The sequence below is a fragment of the Alloalcanivorax marinus genome (assembly GCF_016906305.1).
In the GTDB taxonomy this organism is placed as follows: domain Bacteria; phylum Pseudomonadota; class Gammaproteobacteria; order Pseudomonadales; family Alcanivoracaceae; genus Alloalcanivorax; species Alloalcanivorax marinus.
In genome coordinates, this window is record NZ_JADDOL010000003.1 from 128,927 (window position 1) to 145,516 (window position 16,590).

The 16,590-nt window shown below is 61.2% G+C and carries 15 protein-coding genes and 2 pseudogenes; 11 read left to right on the forward strand and 6 right to left on the reverse strand.

The window, feature by feature from the left end:
* Positions 1–33: 33 nt before the first annotated feature.
* Positions 34–1,383, reverse strand: coding sequence for an exodeoxyribonuclease VII large subunit (gene xseA / locus IM760_RS03575; RefSeq protein WP_204427318.1), 1,350 nt, complete (start codon positions 1,381–1,383; stop codon positions 34–36).
* Between the two features lie 217 nt (positions 1,384–1,600).
* Here xseA and guaB point away from each other — a divergent pair, with 217 nt between their 5' ends.
* The 5 genes and pseudogenes from guaB to IM760_RS19065 all read left to right on the forward strand — a co-directional run bounded on the left by guaB (position 1,601) and on the right by IM760_RS19065 (position 6,246).
* A complete protein-coding gene (guaB, locus tag IM760_RS03580) occupies positions 1,601–3,070 on the forward strand; it encodes an IMP dehydrogenase (RefSeq protein ID WP_204427157.1) in 1,470 nt (489 codons plus the stop codon).
* Positions 3,071–3,274: 204 nt separating this feature from the next.
* The gene (gene guaA, locus IM760_RS03585; protein ID WP_204427158.1) at positions 3,275–4,846 is read left to right on the forward strand and encodes a glutamine-hydrolyzing GMP synthase; all 1,572 of its coding nucleotides are present in this window, start codon (positions 3,275–3,277) and stop codon (positions 4,844–4,846) included.
* A gap of 235 nt (positions 4,847–5,081) precedes the next feature.
* Positions 5,082–5,759 carry a hypothetical protein gene (locus IM760_RS03590; RefSeq protein WP_204427159.1) on the forward strand — a complete coding sequence of 226 codons (678 nt, stop codon included), beginning with the start codon at positions 5,082–5,084 and terminating at the stop codon, positions 5,757–5,759.
* Positions 5,756–5,926, forward strand: a pseudogene (locus IM760_RS03595) (GMP synthase (glutamine-hydrolyzing)); the annotation flags it as partial. The gene IM760_RS03590 and the pseudogene IM760_RS03595, both read left to right, overlap by 4 nt.
* 146 nt (positions 5,927–6,072) lie before the next feature.
* Complete coding sequence (locus IM760_RS19065; protein WP_476726668.1) at positions 6,073–6,246, forward strand: DUF3363 domain-containing protein; 174 nt, start codon at positions 6,073–6,075, stop codon at positions 6,244–6,246.
* Positions 6,247–6,274: 28 nt separating this feature from the next.
* Here IM760_RS19065 and IM760_RS03600 read toward each other — a convergent pair whose 3' ends face one another.
* A complete protein-coding gene (locus tag IM760_RS03600) occupies positions 6,275–6,655 on the reverse strand; it encodes a winged helix-turn-helix transcriptional regulator (RefSeq protein WP_204427160.1) in 381 nt (126 codons plus the stop codon).
* Between the two features lie 125 nt (positions 6,656–6,780).
* On the opposite strand from IM760_RS03600, the gene IM760_RS03605 reads away from it, so the two are divergent.
* The 3 genes and pseudogenes from IM760_RS03605 to IM760_RS03615 all read left to right on the forward strand — a co-directional run bounded on the left by IM760_RS03605 (position 6,781) and on the right by IM760_RS03615 (position 8,018).
* Positions 6,781–7,365 (forward strand): glutathione binding-like protein, encoded by a 585-nt coding sequence (locus tag IM760_RS03605; protein ID WP_204427161.1) that lies wholly within the window; start codon positions 6,781–6,783, stop codon positions 7,363–7,365.
* Positions 7,366–7,452: 87 nt separating this feature from the next.
* A pseudogene (locus IM760_RS03610) lies at positions 7,453–7,548 on the forward strand (LysR family transcriptional regulator); the annotation flags it as partial.
* Between the two features lie 224 nt (positions 7,549–7,772).
* Complete coding sequence (locus IM760_RS03615; protein WP_204427162.1) at positions 7,773–8,018, forward strand: virulence RhuM family protein; 246 nt, start codon at positions 7,773–7,775, stop codon at positions 8,016–8,018.
* Positions 8,019–8,048: 30 nt separating this feature from the next.
* On the opposite strand, the gene IM760_RS03620 is transcribed toward IM760_RS03615, so the two are convergent.
* From IM760_RS03620 to IM760_RS03635, 4 genes are all read right to left on the reverse strand, one after another.
* A complete protein-coding gene (locus IM760_RS03620; RefSeq protein WP_204427163.1) occupies positions 8,049–9,083 on the reverse strand; it encodes an alcohol dehydrogenase catalytic domain-containing protein in 1,035 nt (344 codons plus the stop codon).
* A 66-nt stretch (positions 9,084–9,149) separates the two neighbouring features.
* Positions 9,150–10,106, reverse strand: coding sequence for a fumarylacetoacetate hydrolase family protein (locus tag IM760_RS03625; RefSeq protein WP_204427164.1), 957 nt, complete (start codon positions 10,104–10,106; stop codon positions 9,150–9,152).
* Positions 10,107–10,120: 14 nt separating this feature from the next.
* The gene (locus IM760_RS03630) at positions 10,121–11,194 is read right to left on the reverse strand and encodes a 2,4,5-trihydroxytoluene oxygenase (RefSeq protein ID WP_204427165.1); all 1,074 of its coding nucleotides are present in this window, start codon (positions 11,192–11,194) and stop codon (positions 10,121–10,123) included.
* Between the two features lie 5 nt (positions 11,195–11,199).
* Positions 11,200–12,189: a phytanoyl-CoA dioxygenase family protein gene (locus IM760_RS03635; RefSeq protein ID WP_239549587.1), complete on the reverse strand. Its 990-nt coding sequence runs from the start codon at positions 12,187–12,189 to the stop codon at positions 11,200–11,202.
* A 145-nt stretch (positions 12,190–12,334) separates the two neighbouring features.
* On the opposite strand from IM760_RS03635, the gene IM760_RS03640 reads away from it, so the two are divergent.
* From IM760_RS03640 to IM760_RS03650, 3 genes are all read left to right on the forward strand, one after another.
* The gene (locus IM760_RS03640; RefSeq protein ID WP_239549588.1) at positions 12,335–13,924 is read left to right on the forward strand and encodes a bifunctional 3-(3-hydroxy-phenyl)propionate/3-hydroxycinnamic acid hydroxylase; all 1,590 of its coding nucleotides are present in this window, start codon (positions 12,335–12,337) and stop codon (positions 13,922–13,924) included.
* An 82-nt stretch (positions 13,925–14,006) separates the two neighbouring features.
* Positions 14,007–14,666 carry a TetR/AcrR family transcriptional regulator gene (locus tag IM760_RS03645; RefSeq protein ID WP_239549589.1) on the forward strand — a complete coding sequence of 220 codons (660 nt, stop codon included), beginning with the start codon at positions 14,007–14,009 and terminating at the stop codon, positions 14,664–14,666.
* 305 nt (positions 14,667–14,971) lie between these two features.
* Positions 14,972–16,576, forward strand: a complete 1,605-nt coding sequence (locus IM760_RS03650; RefSeq protein WP_204427167.1) for an RNA-directed DNA polymerase — start codon at positions 14,972–14,974, stop codon at positions 16,574–16,576.
* Positions 16,577–16,590 lie beyond the last annotated feature (14 nt).

Below are 16,590 nucleotides of genomic sequence, written 5' to 3' on the forward strand. Positions count from 1 at the left end.
GCGGCTAAAGCCGCTCCTACAGGTTTGGGGGGGTTACAGGTTTGGCGGTTTGACGCGGGTGACGGTGGCCTCGAAAGCGCCCTTGGCCAGCCGGGTTTCCACGGTCTGGCCTTCTTTCAAGTTTTCCACGGAGCGCAGCGGCTCACTGTCCACCAACGTCAGGGAATAGCCCCGGTCCAGGGTGGCCAGCGGACTGGCGGTGTGGAGCCGGCGGCCCAGGCCGGTGAGCCGCTGTTCCAGATGGCGCTGTTGATGGCCGAGCGGCACCGGCAGCCGCCGGCGCAGCTCCGCCAGGCGCTGGGCCTGGCGCGCCAGCTGCTGGGCCGGCGACTGCTGACGCAGACGCACGTCCAGCGGCCGCCAGCGGCTCTGCAGCAAGGCCAGCTTATGGCTCAGGGCCCGGGCCATGCGCGCCTGCTGCTCGTCCACCAGCTGCCGGGTCTGCTCCAGCTGCCGCTCCGGGTGGCGCACCTGCAGGCGCCGGGTCAGCCCGTCCAGCCGCTGGCGCTGGCTGTTCAAGGCCACGCCCATGCAATGGCGCTGGCGGCGCGCCAGTACCCGCAGCCGCTGCAGCAGCGCCTCGCCGTCCGGGCTGATCAGCTCCGCCGCCGCCGACGGCGTGGGCGCGCGCACGTCCGCCGCGAAATCGGTGAGCGCCACGTCCACCTCGTGGCCCACGGCGCTGACCACCGGCACGGGACTGGCCGCCACCGCCCGCACCAGGGCCTCGTCGTTGAACGCCCACAGATCCTCCAGGCTGCCGCCGCCCCGGCCGATCACCAGCACGTCGCAATCGCCCCGGGCGGTGGCCCGCTCCAGGGCGGCTCGGATTTGCGCCGGCGCCTCGGCGCCCTGCACCGGGGTGGGGAAGATCAGCACCGGAATGCCCGGCGCGCGCCGCTGCAGCACATGCAGAATGTCGCGGATCGCCGCCCCGCTGGGGCTGGTGATCACCCCGATCTGCCTGGGCCAGGCGGGAAGTGGGCGCTTACGTTCCTGGGCGAACAGCCCCTCGGACTCCAGCTTCGCCTTGAGCGCGTCGAACTGCGCCCGCAGGGCGCCTTCACCGGCCTCTTCCATGTGCTCGACGATGATCTGGAAGCCGCCCCGGGGCACGTACAGGGTGATGCGCGCCCGCACCAGCACCTGCTGCCCGTCCCGGGGCTGGAACCGCAGCAGGCTGTTACGGTTTCGAAACATGGCCCCGCTAACTTGGGCCCGGTCGTCCTTGAGGCTGAAATACAGATGCCCGGAACGGGGCCGCGCCAGATTGGACAGCTCCCCCTGAAGCCAGATCAGGGGAAAGCTGCCCTCCAGCAGGCCCTGGGCTTCCAGGTTCAAGCGGCTGACGGAATACGGTTGGCTGCGCGATGAAGGATCCATGGCGCGCAATGTAGCGATTTCCGCGCCCCGCGGCCAGCCGGGAAACCGGTCCGCCCGGATTGCCCGGCGGGCCCGCTTTCCCGTATAATGTCCGGCTTAATTTAACGGAGCCCCTGGTTCGCCCTCGCGCCGGCTCCTCCCCGCCCGACCCGGCTTCCCGGCCGGCGACAGCCCGGCGCACCGGGGATCAGACTCCCCCAGTTGTATACGGTGCAAAATGCTCAGAATCGCGCAAGAAGCACTCACGTTCGACGACGTCCTGCTCCTGCCCGCCCACTCCGATGTGCTGCCCAACGCCGTCTCGCTGAAGACCCGGCTGACCCGCAACATCGAGCTGAATATCCCGCTGATCTCGGCGGCCATGGACACCGTCACCGAACACCGCCTGGCCATCACCATGGCCCAGGAAGGCGGCATCGGCATCCTGCACAAAAGCATGCCGGTGGAAGACCAGGCCCGGCAGGTGCGCGCGGTCAAGAAGTTCGAATCCGGCGTGGTCAAGGACCCGATCACCATCAGCCCCAACGCCACCGTCCGGGAGCTGATCAACCTCACCGACGCCAACAACATCTCCGGCGTGCCGGTGGTGGAAGGCGAGCAGGTGGTGGGCATCGTCACCAGCCGTGACACCCGCTTCATCACCGACTACGACCAGCACGTGGCCGACATCATGACCGGCCGCGAGCGCCTGGTGACGGTTGGCGAGGGCGCCGACGCCAGCGAAGTGCAGGCGCTGCTGCACAAGCACCGCATCGAGAAGATCCTGGTGGTCAATGAATCCGGCGCCCTGCGCGGCATGATCACCGTCAAGGACATCGAAAAAGCCACCCGTTACCCCAACGCCTGCAAGGACGCCCAGGGCCGCCTGCGCGTGGGCGCCGCCGTGGGCACCGGCGGCGGCACCGAGGAGCGCGTGGCCGCGCTGGTGGAAGCGGGCGTGGACGTGATCGTGGTGGACACCGCCCATGGCCACTCCCAGGGCGTGCTCAACCGCGTCGCCTGGGTCAAGAAGCACTTCCCCGAAGTGGACGTGATCGGCGGCAACATCGCCACCGCCGAAGCCGCCAAGGCGCTGATGGACGCCGGCGCCGACGGCGTCAAGGTGGGCATCGGCCCGGGCTCCATCTGCACCACCCGCATCGTCGCCGGCATCGGCGTGCCGCAGATCACCGCCGTCTCCGAAGTGGCCGCCGCTCTCAAGGGCACCGACGTGCCGCTGATCTCCGACGGCGGCATCCGCTTCTCCGGTGACATCGCCAAGGCCGTGGCCGCCGGGGCGCATGCCATCATGATCGGCTCCCTGCTGGCCGGCACCGAGGAAGCCCCCGGCGAAGTGGAACTGTTCCAGGGCGGCTACTACAAAGCCTACCGGGGCATGGGCTCCCTGGGCGCCATGTCCGGCAAAACCGGCTCGTCCGACCGCTACTTCCAGGACGCCGCCGCCGGCATCGAGAAGCTGGTGCCCGAAGGCATCGAAGGCCGGGTGCCCTACAAGGGCCCCATGAGCGCCATCGTCCACCAGCTGATGGGCGGCCTGCGCGCCTCCATGGGCTACACCGGCTGCGCCGGCATCGACGAAATGCGCACCAAGCCCTACTTCGTGAAGGTCACCAACGCCGGCATGAAGGAAAGCCACGTGCATGATGTGACGATCACCAAGGAAGCGCCGAACTACCCGGTGGGGTGAGACGCGATCGAAGCACCGCTTCGCAGCGCGGCTCACGCCCGGCCAAGGACGGCCGGGCAGGGCGCTCTGGAGAGGGGGCGTTGCGCCAGGGAAGGCAAGCACGGCGCCTCGACGAAGCTCAACAGAATTTGAACTGGCCGGCTCACCCGCCGGCCTTTGCATTTAAAACCGGCCCGCAACCGCCGGCCTAACCGGAAACGGACCATGCAAGACATCCACGCCCAGCGCATCCTGATCCTCGACTTCGGCTCCCAGTACACCCAGCTGATCGCCCGCCGCGTGCGCGAAATCGGCGTCTACTGCGAAATCCGCGCCTTCGACGCCACCGCCGAGGACATCGCCGAGTTCGACCCCAAAGGCATCATCCTCTCCGGCGGCCCGGAATCCGTCACCGCCGCCGAGACCCCCCGCGCCCCGCAAGCGGTGTTCGAACAGGGCGTGCCGGTGCTGGGCATCTGCTACGGCATGCAAACCATGGCCGAGCAACTGGGCGGCTCCGTCATCGCCGGTGAAAAACACGAATTCGGCTACGCCCGCGTCACCAAAGCCGACGGCAACGACCTGCTCAACGGCATCGTCGACCACGAAGAAGCTGGCCACGAATACCTGGACGTCTGGATGAGCCACGGCGACCGCGTCGGCACCATCCCCGACGGCTTCGTCGTCACCGCCACCACCGACAGCTGCCCCATCGCCGGCATGGCCAACGACGACAAACGTTTCTACGGCATCCAATTCCACCCGGAAGTCACCCACACCCTCCAGGGCGGCCGCCTGCTGGAACGCTTCATCCGCGAAATCTGCGCCTGCGACGCCCTCTGGACCCCGGCCAAGATCATCGACGACGCCATCGCCACCATCCAGGAACAGGTCGGCACCGACCACGTCATCCTCGGCCTCTCCGGCGGCGTCGACTCCTCCGTGGTCGCCGCGCTGCTGCACAAGGCTATCGGCGACCAGCTCACCTGCGTCTTCGTCGACAACGGTCTCCTCCGCCACGGCGAAGGCGACCAGGTCATGGAAATGTTCGCCGACCACATGGGCGTCCGCGTCATCCGCGTCGACGCCGAAGACCACTTCCTCTCCCGCCTGGCCGGCGAAGCCGACCCGGAGAAGAAGCGCAAAATCATCGGCAACACCTTCATCGACATCTTCGACGCCGAAGCCGCCAAACTGAAAAACGCCAACTGGCTCGCCCAAGGCACCATCTACCCCGACGTCATCGAATCCGCCGCCTCCAAAACCGGCGGCGCCCACGTCATCAAATCCCACCACAACGTGGGCGGCCTCCCCGAGCACATGAAGCTCAAACTGGTCGAACCCCTGCGCGAACTCTTCAAAGACGAAGTCCGTAAAATCGGCCTCGAACTCGGCCTCCCCTACGACATGGTCTACCGCCACCCCTTCCCCGGCCCCGGCCTGGGCGTGCGCATCCTCGGTGAAGTCAAAAAGGAATACGCCGACACCCTCCGCCTCGCGGACCACATCTTTATCGAAGAACTCAAAGCCGACGGCCTCTACCACAAAACCAGCCAGGCCTTCGCCGTCTTCCTGCCGGTCAAATCCGTCGGCGTCGTCGGCGACGCCCGCCGCTACGAATACGTGGTCGCCCTTCGCGCCGTCGAAACCATCGACTTCATGACCGCCCGCTGGGCGCACCTGCCCTACGAGTTCCTGGAGAAGGTTTCCAGCCGGATCATTAACGAGATTCCGGGGATCAGCCGGGTGACGTATGACATCTCTTCCAAGCCGCCGGCTACGATTGAGTGGGAATGATCTGATCTGGCCTGCTGGTAAGGGCTTACTTAAAGGCCGCCGGCGCGGGAGCGTCGGCGGCTTTTTATTTTGAATAAGCATCAGATAAGATGCCAAGCGATGGACAATTTTATTTACCAATTGGGGGGGCTAAAATTCTTGGCTCCCATAAGTGATAGAAATCGCACGAGCTCGATGGATTTTGACCCTAGTGATCTATTGGGGAATAACGATGACACGGTCAGGTGCAAAAAACGTGGTTGATGAAATGAGTCTTGAGCTTAGTTGGGAGTCGGCTAGCCTCGTGGAGGAGCTCGGGGAGCCCGATAGGCTAATCTACCCATTTTTTGGCGATATCCTCGGGGTGGATGACGATGATGGCCGAACTCTTATAGGAAAGTTTCAAGCTTGGTATATAGATGTCAGTCGTGCGATTAATGAACAAGAATCCGTGTTCGATGTTATGGATTCCCTCTCGGTGTCAATAGCGGAATATTTTGATCCTATTTTCGGTGAAAATTCCCCACACTTTTCTGATGCAGTTGATGATATTTCTGATTGCGTTACTGATGGATATAACCTGCTAATTTTGGATCGTATAGAGGTTTTGCCTCAATTTCGGGGGCGGCGTATCGGTTTGAAAGTGCTTCGTCAGATGATGGTCAGGTTCTCTCCGGGTGCAGGTGTCATCGCCTTAAAGGCTTTTCCTCTGCAGTTAGAGCATGAGTCATTTGATGAGGATGCGAGGGCGTGGCGAGAGCGACTTGACCTTAATAGCTTTGTTCAAGACGAAGAAGTTTCGATGGCGAAGCTACAGGATTATTATTCAACATTAGGGTTCAAGGCTATTCCTAACAGTGATTTTATGATTTTTTGTACTGGATGGCCGATTCCCTCTTTGGATGATGGGTTGAGGCGACGTAACCTAAAGTAGTGCTCTGCGCTGTCGAAACCATCGACTTCATGACCGCCCGCTGGGCGCATTTGCCGTAGGAGTTCCTGGAGAAGGTCTCCAGCCGGATCATTAATGAGATCCCAGGGATGAGTCGCGTGACGTATGACATCTCGTCAAAGCCGCCGGCTACGATTGAGTGGGAGTGAAAATACGTCTTTCAGGGACTATCGGTAGCGATCGAGAAAGTGACGTAACTTTTTACCATCATGGCAATTTTCGGCATGACGGTAAAACTACGCCCTGACTTCTTTTGATAACCAGGACTTAGGGTCATCATCAGGGCTCCTGACCTTTGACGGTAACCAACCGCGAACACGAGTGCCGCAGTCAGCGAGTCGTTCTGGCACGCAATCTGTTGGTAACACTACGTGCTCGAGAACTGGCGCAAGTCGCCAAAGACATCACCGCCGAAACCGGCTTGGCATATCGCTCGGTCGCACCATCTGAGGCTCGGTTGACGTACTGACCGCGTAGTGGTCGGAGGTTCGTGTTGGCTACATATTTTTTCGGCCGGCCGCGGTGTCGTATTGAAAACGGTTCCCATCTATTATCTCTTGTTGCGCCGTCGCCCACTCAGCCAATCGTCGTACGTTTTCCGCCAAGGAATGCCCGAGTGGCGTCAGGGAATATTCAACCCGCGGTGGTGTACTTGTATGGACTGTTCGCTCCACTATCCCGTCACGCTCTAAGGTCTTGAGTGTCCTCGTCAACATCTGTTGTGAGATACCACTCACTTGCCGTGGGATCTCGTTGAAGCGCCGTGGGCCGAGTCGCAGAGCGACTACAACTTGAATTGTCCATTTCTCGCCGATCAGGCTGAGAATTTCTTTTACGCCTCTACATTCGTTTTGGGCATTTGGGGGACTCATATTCATTTGACCTGCTCCTAAATATATGCTTTGACGAAATATTTTAGGTTACATACGTTGTGGCTTCCAACAAACGAGACTTCCTCCCTGTAAGGAATCGGTGCGGGGAAGTTTGTCATGCGGATACTACTATGATTCTCTACTACTATCCGGGAGCTTGCAGCCTCGCCGATCACATCGCGTTGGTCGAGTCAGGACTTCCCTACAAGCTCATGAGTATCACCCATGAGAAAAAGACCGAAGACAGTCGTGACTTTCTGTCGATCAACCCTAAGGGCTACGTGCCGGCACTCGAACTTGATGATGGAGAAGTGCTCACCGAGAACCCGGTTATCCTTAACTACATCGCCGAAAAAAGTGGAAAGCTTCTTCCCAAAAAGAGCATCGCAAGATGGCGGTCCTTGGAAGCGACTGCTTTCATGGCGTCTGAAATCCATGGAAGTTACGCGCCATTTTTTTTGAATTTTCCAGAGACGGAGAAGGAGCGGGCTCGCAAAAAGATCACGAAAGCCTTCTCTCTTTTGGATGATCAGATGGGCGACAAAAAATATCTTGTTGGTGAGGATATTACGATCGCCGATTGTTACCTTTTCTGGGTGCTTATGGCGTCTGAAAGAATCGGTCTTGAGCTGACGGAGCGCCTTCGAAGTTACTATGATGACATGAAACTCCTGCCGTCAGTATCCCGTGCGTTAGCTGAGGAGAACCTGGGTTAAAAACGCTACGGGAATGGATGTTTCCGAAAATCAAAGTTTTGAGAAGAGAGTGGCAGGCCAGGGTTTCTTCCCCCTTGTTTTCTCGCTGTCGCAGGAGAATTGCACTTGGCTCGCGCGGCTGAGCGTCTGCATATTTACCAATCACCGTTGTCGCGTGCCATCAAGGAACTGGGGGAAGACTAAGGCTTGCTCTTCAGGGTGTAGTCCCTGTGCCCTTTGCGGACTGTCAGTTTGCGCTGTTTCATGGTCTTGCTCCTGTTGCGCAATTTCCGGGTTGCGCAAATAGGGCGGCCGGAAGGCTGGAAACAGCAACAGGTGCTGTTCCGACGATTTCTTGCAAGCAGGTGTACCTCCGCACGCTGTACTGTCATTATGGACAGTACCGATAATTACAATAAAGAGGTTGAGTGAGTGACATCGTCATTTTCGAGGAGGACGTCGGGCCGGTGGAGGTTCGCCTGGAGGGCGAGACCCTGTGGGCGACGCAAGGCCAGATGGCCGAGCTTTTTGATACCTCCACGGACAACATCGGCCTGCACCTTAGGAACGTCTACGCGGAGGCCGAGTTGGACGAGGCGGCAACTACCGAGGATTTCTCGGTAGTTCGTCAGGAGGGCAAGCGCCAGGTCCGGCGGCGGCTCAAGCACTATTAGGGCGGAGTAAGTCCCGTATACCGGCCCGGCTCAGGGCTCCTCAACCATAAACACCCCTTTCCCCGGTGACGGCGGCCCTTTGGGATCGTTGAACGTATCCGGCAGCGCATCAAGCGGCTGCCGATCGCTGACGATGGAGGGTATGTCGGGATCGGCGAACACCTTGGCCAAATACGCCAGCCGTTCGGCGTTTTCCTGGAACAGGACCCAGCGATAACGGATGCCCGCCCGGCGGGCCGCGAGGCGTTTTTTGGCATAGATCCCGCCGCTGGTGGCCAGGCCGCCCACCACGCCCTTGTCGGTGACCGAGCTGAGCACCGGATTGGTGGTGTTGACGTAGGCGCGGCCGGGGGTGTCGCGGCGGCGCAGGAGGTCCAGCAGCGGGTCTTGCCGGTGGTTATCGCCGGGGGCGGCGAAGTTGAGGATGATGTCCGCGTCGATGGCGGCCATGGCCGCCGGGTCGCGGTAGTCCACGGTCTGGTCGGCGCCCAGGCGCCGTACCCAGTCCTGGTTGCGTTGGGAGGCCACGGCGGTGATGGTGGCGCCCCAGCGCCGGGCCAGCACCAGGGCGATGGAGCCCACGCCGCCGCTGGCGCCGTTGATGCACAGTTGCTTGCCCCGGGCGTTGTCGGCGGAGAGGCCGGCGGCGGCCAGGGCTTGCAGGGCGGTGAGCCCGGCGTAGCCCAGGCCGGCCGCGGTGGCGTCGCCGAGGGTGTCGGCGATGGGCGCCACGCATTTCCGTGGCAGATTAAAGACCGCCGCATAGGTGCCGCCGGTGCGCGGTGAGGCCGCCACCAGCACGCGCTGGCCGGGCCGCAAGTCGGTGACGCCCTTGCCCACCTCGACCACCCGGGCCACCGCGTCCCGGCCCGGGATCAGCGGCCCCTGCCGTTTGCGGTCCAGCAGCGGGGCGCCATAGCCCTGGGCCACCAGCGGGTCGATGGGGTTGATGGAGGTGCCGATCAGTTCCAGCTGTACCTGATCGTTGCCGGGCGGCGGCGGCGCCGGCACCTCGGTGGGGCGCAGCGTGCCGGTGTGCGAGTCAGCGATGATAAAAGCCTTCACCTTGTCTCCTTTCACTTTGTGTCCGTGCGGTCGCCGCGTTCCGAGGTGGCTTTGGGCGGGGCTCGCTCAGGCCCCGGCTTTAACAGTATGACGTTGCTTGCCCAGGTTCAGCACCTGGTCGCGGCTGGTGATGGTGGATTCCACCACATCCCCGGCCTTCAGGTATTGGCGCCGGCGCTTTTGGGACTTGATAAAAAGCTGCCATTTTTTTGACTCGGGCAGCAAGGCGGCCACCTTGGTCACCGCCGGGCTGGGCAGGCCCAGGGCGCAGCCGGCGGGGGTGCCGGTCATCAGCACGTCGCCGGGGGCGAAGTCGTGAATCAGGGCATACTCGCTGAGGGTTTCGGCGGGCTTGAACACCAGGTTCGCGGCGCTGTCCTGCTGCCGGGTTTCGCCGTTTACCGTCAGTTGCAGCTGCATCTCGCCCAGGTAGTGCATCTCGCTTTTTTCCAGCAGGCACAGCACCGGGCCCAGCGGGCAGAAGGTGCGGTAACTCTTGCCCTTGTGGAACTGCATCTGGGGAATCTGCACGTCCCGGGCGGACACGTCGTTGCCAATGCAAATGCCCGCCACGAACTCGTGCAGGTTGGCGGCGGTCACCTCCACCGGCCCGTCGGTTTTCTTGCCCAGCACCAGGGTCAGCTCGATCTCGTAATCCAGCAGCTGCACGTGGGCGGGTTTGACGATCTCGCCGCCGGGGCCGGTGATCGACCCGGAGGATTTGGTGAAGAACATATTGAAGCTTTTGTCGTCCGGGTTCATGCCGGAGTCGATCATGTGCTGGCGGTAATTGGCGCCCTGGCAGAGCACCTTGGCGTCCTTGGTGATCGGCGATAGAAGCGTGACGTCTTCCAGTGCCAGCCCGGCGCTATCGCCGGCGGCCGCCCGGATGGCCTCGTGGCCTTGTTCGATCAGCGCGGCGGTGGTGGTGCAGGGCAGATCCAGCGGCTTGATAGTTGAGCCTTCCAGCAGGCCCCAACGGGGCTGGTCCTGGTGTTGGAAGCGGACAAGATGCAGTGCCATATTCTTTTCTCCTATCAGCCAAATATCTTGGCGAGGGTGATCAGTTTTTTCACCGACAGGTCCGGGCTGCGGCGCAGATTGCGCGTCAGCTCACGGAGTGCCGCCGGCGTCAGTTTGGGTTTGGTGAAGCTGGCCGGCATCGGCTGGCCCCACTGGGACATGGCCTCCCGGCTCACCGGATGCACGCCCATGGGCCGCTCGGCGGTGAACACATCGCCATCGCAATAGTGCTCATGCTTGGCCGCCCAGGGGTCTTCCCAGTAATCGAAAATCTGGCTGCCGAGCACGTGCCGGCCAATGCCCCAGGCGTGGGTCCAGCCGGCGGCCTTGAGCACCCGCTGGCCCATGCCCACCGCGTCGGTATCGATCACCTCGTAGGCGCTGTGGCTGTACAGCGGCATGAAACCCTGGGCCATGGCGAGGGTGTGGTGATCCGCCGGGGTGTCGCCCAGATCCAGACGCAGGAACACCACCGCCGGCGAGCCGTCGGGCAGCACCTGCACGTCACTGGGAATCAGCCCGAAGTGTTGCGTGTACCAGCCGCAGGTGGCCTGAAAATCCGCCACCTCCAGCACCACATGGCCGAGACGCACCACCTCCGGCGGCGCCACCGGCGGGCGCTGGGTGTCGTTCACCCGGGGCAGGTGCTCCGGGACGTTGATCGGCAGCGCCGCCCGGTGGGGCAGGGGCTCGGCCGGCGTTTGCCCGTGGATCGCCTCCACCATGAAGCCGGACGGGTCGGTGAGCCGCACCCGCTCGCCGCCGCCCGGGTAGTCCACCGGTTCAATCGCCGACGCGTCGGGCAGCCGGCTCAGCCGATCGAGGTCCTCGCGGGCGCCCACCTCGAACCCGATGCCGATAAAGCCCGCGTCGTCCCCTTTGGTCACCCGGTAGCAGAACGGCTCCGGGCCGGCGCCACGCAGGTGGAGCGCGTCCGCAGAGCGCGACACCGTGTGCAGCCCAAAGTCGTTCAGGAAGCGCTCGGCCTTCTCCAGATCGGGCCGCTCGAACAGCAGGTAGGCCAGTTTGCGGGCCTTTACCGTGGGCGCCGGATGCCGGGCCGGTTGCGGAGTGGTCAGTTCGGCCATGGGGCTTACCTCGTCCAGGTTTGTTTCGGCGTGGGCGTGCGTTTGGCGCGCAGGGTCTGGCGCGCGGCGGCCATCGCATTGTGCCAGCCCGAGGCCAGCAGCTTGCCGGCGTCGGCCCGTTCCGCCTGCAGCCGGGCGGCGCGCTCCTTGGGCACCTGCTCCGGCAGAATGCGTGGGAAGGCGGCGCCGCGAAGCGGCCCATCGGGTACGGAATCGTGTTTGTAATGAATCGGCATCCGTTTGCTCGACGGCGCATAGACCACGTCATCGCCGGTCCAGCGCAGCGCCAGCGCGCGCCGCCGGCGGGTGCGTGAGGCATTGCCGTAGGAGCCGTGCAGGGTCAGCGGATGGAAGGCGAGAATGTCCCCCGGCTCCATGTCCCAGTCGATCAGGTCGTACTGGTCCGGGTTGGCGTTGATGTCGGGGATGTCTTCCATGTCCTCATCGATGATGCTGGCCACGTAGTCCGGCGAAATGGCTTTAAAGCGCTGCGGCCAGCGGTGGGAGCCGCGCACGTAGAGCAGGCCGCTGTTGTCCCGGTTCACCGGGTCGCAGGGAATCCAGAACGAACAGATCTGCTCGCCACGAATCGGCCAGAAGCTAAGGTCCTGGTGCCAGGGCGTGGGCGCGTCGGTGCCCGGCTCCTTGACGAACATCTGGTCGTAGAAAAAGCGCACTTCCTCGGCGCCCATCAGCTGCCGGGCCAGGTGCGCGCAGGGGCTGTAATAGATCAGGTCGCGCAGAATATCGATGCGCTTCCACAGGAAGATGTCCATCTGGTAGCCCTCGACCTTGCGCGACATAAACCGGCCCAGCAGGGAGCTTTCCCGGCGGGCCTGCTCGATGCCGGCCTCCACCATGGCCATCCAGTTCGGCTCGAGAACCTGCTTGAGCATGATGACGCCGTCCTCCTGAAACGCCCGGATCTCCTCCGCCGTCAGGTCGCGTTGGGGCTGGGCCGCGAAGGTCATGGGCACCTCTTTCGTTGTTGTCATTGATGGCCGGCGCCTTGCCGGCTCGAATAATTGAGATTAGATTCAATATTGAAATAGATGTCAATAAAAGATACAAAGACCGCTTTCAGGGTGGATCACCGGCCAGGCCGGGGCGCCCGTCTTCTTGCGAATGGGTGACAAGGCGATGACGAACAACAAAGAGGCTCTGCCCCGGAGCACCGACGTGCTGGTGATCGGCTATGGCCCGGTGGGCGCTGCGCTGTGCGCGCTGCTGGGCCGCTACGGGGTGACCACCCTGGTGGTGGACAAGGTGGCGGAGGTGATGCTGGCGCCCCGGGCCATCGCCCTGGACAACGAGGCCCTGCGCGTCCTGCAAATGGCCGGGCTGGGCGAAGGCGCCTTCGACCGCATCGCCATCCCGGAAGTGAAGATGCACTGCCGCTACCTGGGCGAGTTCGGCCGCGCCAACACCGCCGGCACCCTCGACGGCCACCCCAAGCTGGTGACCTTCTACCAGCCGGACCTGGAGCGCGCCCTGCGCGGGCAGGTGGGCGCTTATCCCTGCGTGAGTTTCCGGGACGGCTATGAGCTGGTGGATCTGAGCCAGTCCGACACCGGTGTGACGGCCCACCTCAAGGACCGCGACGGCCACCGCCACGAAGTCAGCGCGCGCTACCTGGTGGGCGCGGACGGCGCCAGCTCCACCGTACGCGGCCTGATCGGCCAGGCCTTTCAGGGCGAGACCTACCCGGAAGACTGGCTGATCGTCGACGCCAAGGCCCGCGAGGGCAAAGCCATCGACCACGTGGAATTTCTCTGCGACACCGCCCGGCCCACCCCGCACATGCCCGCCCCCGGCGGCCGCGAACGCTGGGAATTCATGCTCCAGCCCGGCGAAACCCACGAAGAGATGGAAAGCCCGGAAAAAGTCGCCGAACTGCTGGCCCCCTGGATCGCCCCGGAAGACCTGGTGGTGGAGCGCAAGGCGGTGTACCGCTTCCACGCCCGCTGCTGCGGCGCCTTCCAGCAGGGCCGGGTGTTTCTCGTCGGCGACGCCGCCCACATTACCCCGCCCTTCGTCGGCCAGGGCCTGGTGGCCGGCCTGCGGGACGTGGCCAACCTGGGCTGGAAACTGGCCTGGGTGGTCAAAGGCCGGGCCGCCCCGGCCCTGCTCGACAGCTACGACCAGGAGCGCCGCCCCCACGCCAAGAAAATGATCGGCCTGGCCAAGCTGATGGGCAGCCTGGTCATGCCCCGCAGCCGCTTCAAGGCCATCACCGTGCACGGCGCCATGCGCCTGGGCCGCCTGGTGCCGCCTCTGCGCCGCCAGCTCGAGGAGCTGGAAATCAAACCCGCCAACCGCTGCACCGACGGCTTCCTGATCCCGGGCCGCCCGCGCAAGGGCATCACCCGCGGCGCCCAACTGGCCCAGGGCCTGGTCCGCCATGACGGCCAGATCCAGCCCAGCGACGACGTACTCGGCGACCACCTCACCCTGATCGGCTTCGGCGTGGACCCCCGCGAAGCCCTGGACGAGGCCACCCGCGCCCGCTGGGAAGACCACGGCGGCGCCTTCCTGCAGATCGGCCTGCGCGGCCAGCACCCGGCCACCGACACCCCCTTCGCCGAGGACCTCTCCGGCTGCCTCGCCAACGGCCCCTCCCGGGGCACCCTGGTGGTCTGCCGCCCGGACCGCGTCATCCTCCACGACGGCCCGGCCCATGACGCGGAGCGCATCGTCGAGGACTGTTTAGTGGCGCTCACGGCGGCCTAAGGAGACTTATGATGAAGGACTCTCAATATTGAGCTTTTCCCAGTATCATGACGCCACCCAAGCCCACGGTTGGAACGGTCTCATGGCAAAAAAAGCGACGCCCAGTACCGGTAAAACCCCGGCCAACACCCTCACCCGGGGCCACAAAAAGAAAGCCCGCACCCGGCGGCAACTGCTGGACGCCGCCCTGCGCATCTACGCCCACGCCGGCGTCGGCGGCCTGGCCCTCAACACCCTCGCCGAAGAAGCCGGCGTCTCCAACGGCACCGTCTACAACTACTTCCGCTCCCGGGAACAAGTCCTCGAAGCCGTCGGCCTGGAACTCGCTGTCCAGCTCTCCGAGCAGATCCTCACCGTCAGCGAAGCCGTCGACAGCGGCGCCGAGCGCCTCAGCATCGCCGTGCGCACTTTCATGAACAAAGCCCGCACCGACCCCGACTGGACCCGCGCCCTCATCACCGTGGTCCGCTACGCCGAAGGCATGCGCTCCGCCCTCGCCACCTACCTCCGCGCCGACCTCCAAGCCGGCCGCCGCCAAGGCGACTTCCACTACGCCCACGAAGAAATGGCCATGAGCATGGTCATCTCCGCCACCCTGGGCGCCATGAACCTGCTCGTGGAAGACGGGGAGGTGGAGCATGCCGACCGTATTGCCGCGGAGATGGTGCTGCAGGCGTTGGGGGTGCCGCGGGGGGAGGCTGGGCTGATTGCTGGGTTGCCGTTGCCGGGGGAGGGTGGCTAGCTGGTCTTCCCGCAGAGTGGTTGGCTGATCTGCGATTTATCTGATCTGGCGAGTTAGTAAGGGCTTACTTAAAAGGCCGTTGGCGCTTGGGCGTTGGCGGCCTTTTTTGGGGAGAGTGACTTAGTCAAGATATCAGGAGAAAGCCTGCTCCCTGAATTTGTAAGTGGCTGACTTTTCTGGTTTTATTTTGCGCTAGGGAATCCAAGAAGAGTGATATGACGCCGGCGCGTTCATTGGATATTCGCGCTGCCGTCCTAATACCTGTTAGAAGGCTTTCAGGGTTTGAGGACTAGAAGAAATAATTTATGTTAAAAGAACTTCTTGAAAAAGGATATTTTCCTGCGGAATTGCCTGAGCCATTTACTACTAGAAGCTATGCCTCGGCATTCTGTTCGTCCTCTCTACCAGCCATGATACCTTATATATTCGGAAAAAAAGGCCCAAAGTACAGTTCGAAGTGTTCCACATTTAATTTAGCTAGGCGAGGAAAGCTTAGAAGGGTTCTATCGGTTCCCAACCCGATAAACTACTACCATTGTGCAAAGTCTATCTCAGACAATTGGACTACTTTAGAGACTTACTATAAGAAATCAGATCAATCACTTAGCCGGCCTGTGGCTGATACAAATAGAGCTCTTGGTTGGGAGCAAGGTTTCTCACGCCTCTCCGATTCAATGCTCAATACTAGATCTGCTTCAAAGTACATCCTAAAGGCTGACATTAGTAATTTTTACTCCTCTATTTATACACATAGTATTCCGTGGGCATTGCATACCAAAGCCGCTGCAAAAAGTAGCTTTGCATTTTCAGCCAGCATTGGAAATCAAATCGATACTCACGTAAGGAATTGTCAGGAGATGCAAACAAAGGGAGTGCCTATAGGGCCTGACACTTCATTTGCTATCGCAGAACTGATTCTTACATCTATCGATAAGTCACTTACCCCCAGTGTCGGGAGCAAGTATCACAGATATATAGACGATTTTGAATTTGGTTGCACATCGTTTCAACAAGCTGAATCCACTCTTGCCAAGCTGCAGGAGGCCTTGGAGCAATACGAGCTTACACTCAATTCTTCTAAAACGAAGATAATCGAACTGCCATGTCCGCTCGATCCGATTTGGCTCCATGAGCTTAAAAATTATCACTTCAGAAATGGTCGCACGAAACAGAGAAATGACCTACTCCATTACTTTGACTTGGTGATGGATTATCTTGGTAAGTTCCCTGATGACCCAATAGTGAAATATGCAATATTGAAATCATCTTCGCGTCTTACCTACACATCAAACTGGCCTGCATATCAAAGTATCATATTACAATGGTCTATCGCTGAACCTGGTATTCTTCCCATTGCTCTGGATTTCATAAAGTTCTATGAGAGTAACGGATACTTGATTAACAAAAGCGAGCTGCAAGATACGCTTGAATTTTTAATAGCAGAGCATGCTCCTATGGGGCATACAAGCGAAGTTTGTTATGCAATTTTTGGTATGATGCTTTTCGGGTTAACTTTTTCTGATTCGACTGTAAAAGTTTTATCAGAGATCGAAAATCCATTTATTGCGCTGCTTACTTTAGATGCGCAGCAGAGAAAACTAATTTCTAGCGCCCACACCTTTACCTTGTGGCGTAGTCTAATGACGCCTTCTGAATTAACCACTTCAAACTGGCTTTTGGCGTATGAGGCATTGGTTAAAGGCTGGCTTCCTTCATCAACTGGAAAAGATTACGTTAGTTCAGATCCGGGTTTTAAATATTTGAAAGCAAAGAATGTATTTTTTTATGACGAGTCATCAGTTGCGGCATATTCACCAACGCCGAAGTATTGGGCATTAAAAGATATAACTGCTGAGCAACTGAAGTACGTGCTAGAGCCTTCTAACAAGGTGCTCCAGCCGACCTTGTAGTTCCCCCGCTGCGT

What these genes read in the sequence shown, in the direction of transcription:
- guaA (WP_204427158.1), top strand. Translation starts at nt 3,275, where the DNA reads ATGCAAGACATCCACGCCCAGCGCATCCTGATCCTCGACTTCGGCTCC.
- IM760_RS03635 (WP_239549587.1), bottom strand. Translation starts at nt 12,189, where the DNA reads ATGACAACAACGAAAGAGGTGCCCATGACCTTCGCGGCCCAGCCCCAA.
- IM760_RS03630 (WP_204427165.1), bottom strand. Translation starts at nt 11,194, where the DNA reads ATGGCCGAACTGACCACTCCGCAACCGGCCCGGCATCCGGCGCCCACG.
- xseA (WP_204427318.1), bottom strand. Translation starts at nt 1,383, where the DNA reads ATGGATCCTTCATCGCGCAGCCAACCGTATTCCGTCAGCCGCTTGAAC.
- guaB (WP_204427157.1), top strand. Translation starts at nt 1,601, where the DNA reads ATGCTCAGAATCGCGCAAGAAGCACTCACGTTCGACGACGTCCTGCTC.
- IM760_RS03645 (WP_239549589.1), top strand. Translation starts at nt 14,007, where the DNA reads ATGGCAAAAAAAGCGACGCCCAGTACCGGTAAAACCCCGGCCAACACC.
- IM760_RS03640 (WP_239549588.1), top strand. Translation starts at nt 12,335, where the DNA reads ATGACGAACAACAAAGAGGCTCTGCCCCGGAGCACCGACGTGCTGGTG.
- IM760_RS03600 (WP_204427160.1), bottom strand. Translation starts at nt 6,655, where the DNA reads ATGAATATGAGTCCCCCAAATGCCCAAAACGAATGTAGAGGCGTAAAA.
- IM760_RS03625 (WP_204427164.1), bottom strand. Translation starts at nt 10,106, where the DNA reads ATGGCACTGCATCTTGTCCGCTTCCAACACCAGGACCAGCCCCGTTGG.
- IM760_RS03605 (WP_204427161.1), top strand. Translation starts at nt 6,781, where the DNA reads ATGATTCTCTACTACTATCCGGGAGCTTGCAGCCTCGCCGATCACATC.
- IM760_RS03650 (WP_204427167.1), top strand. Translation starts at nt 14,972, where the DNA reads ATGTTAAAAGAACTTCTTGAAAAAGGATATTTTCCTGCGGAATTGCCT.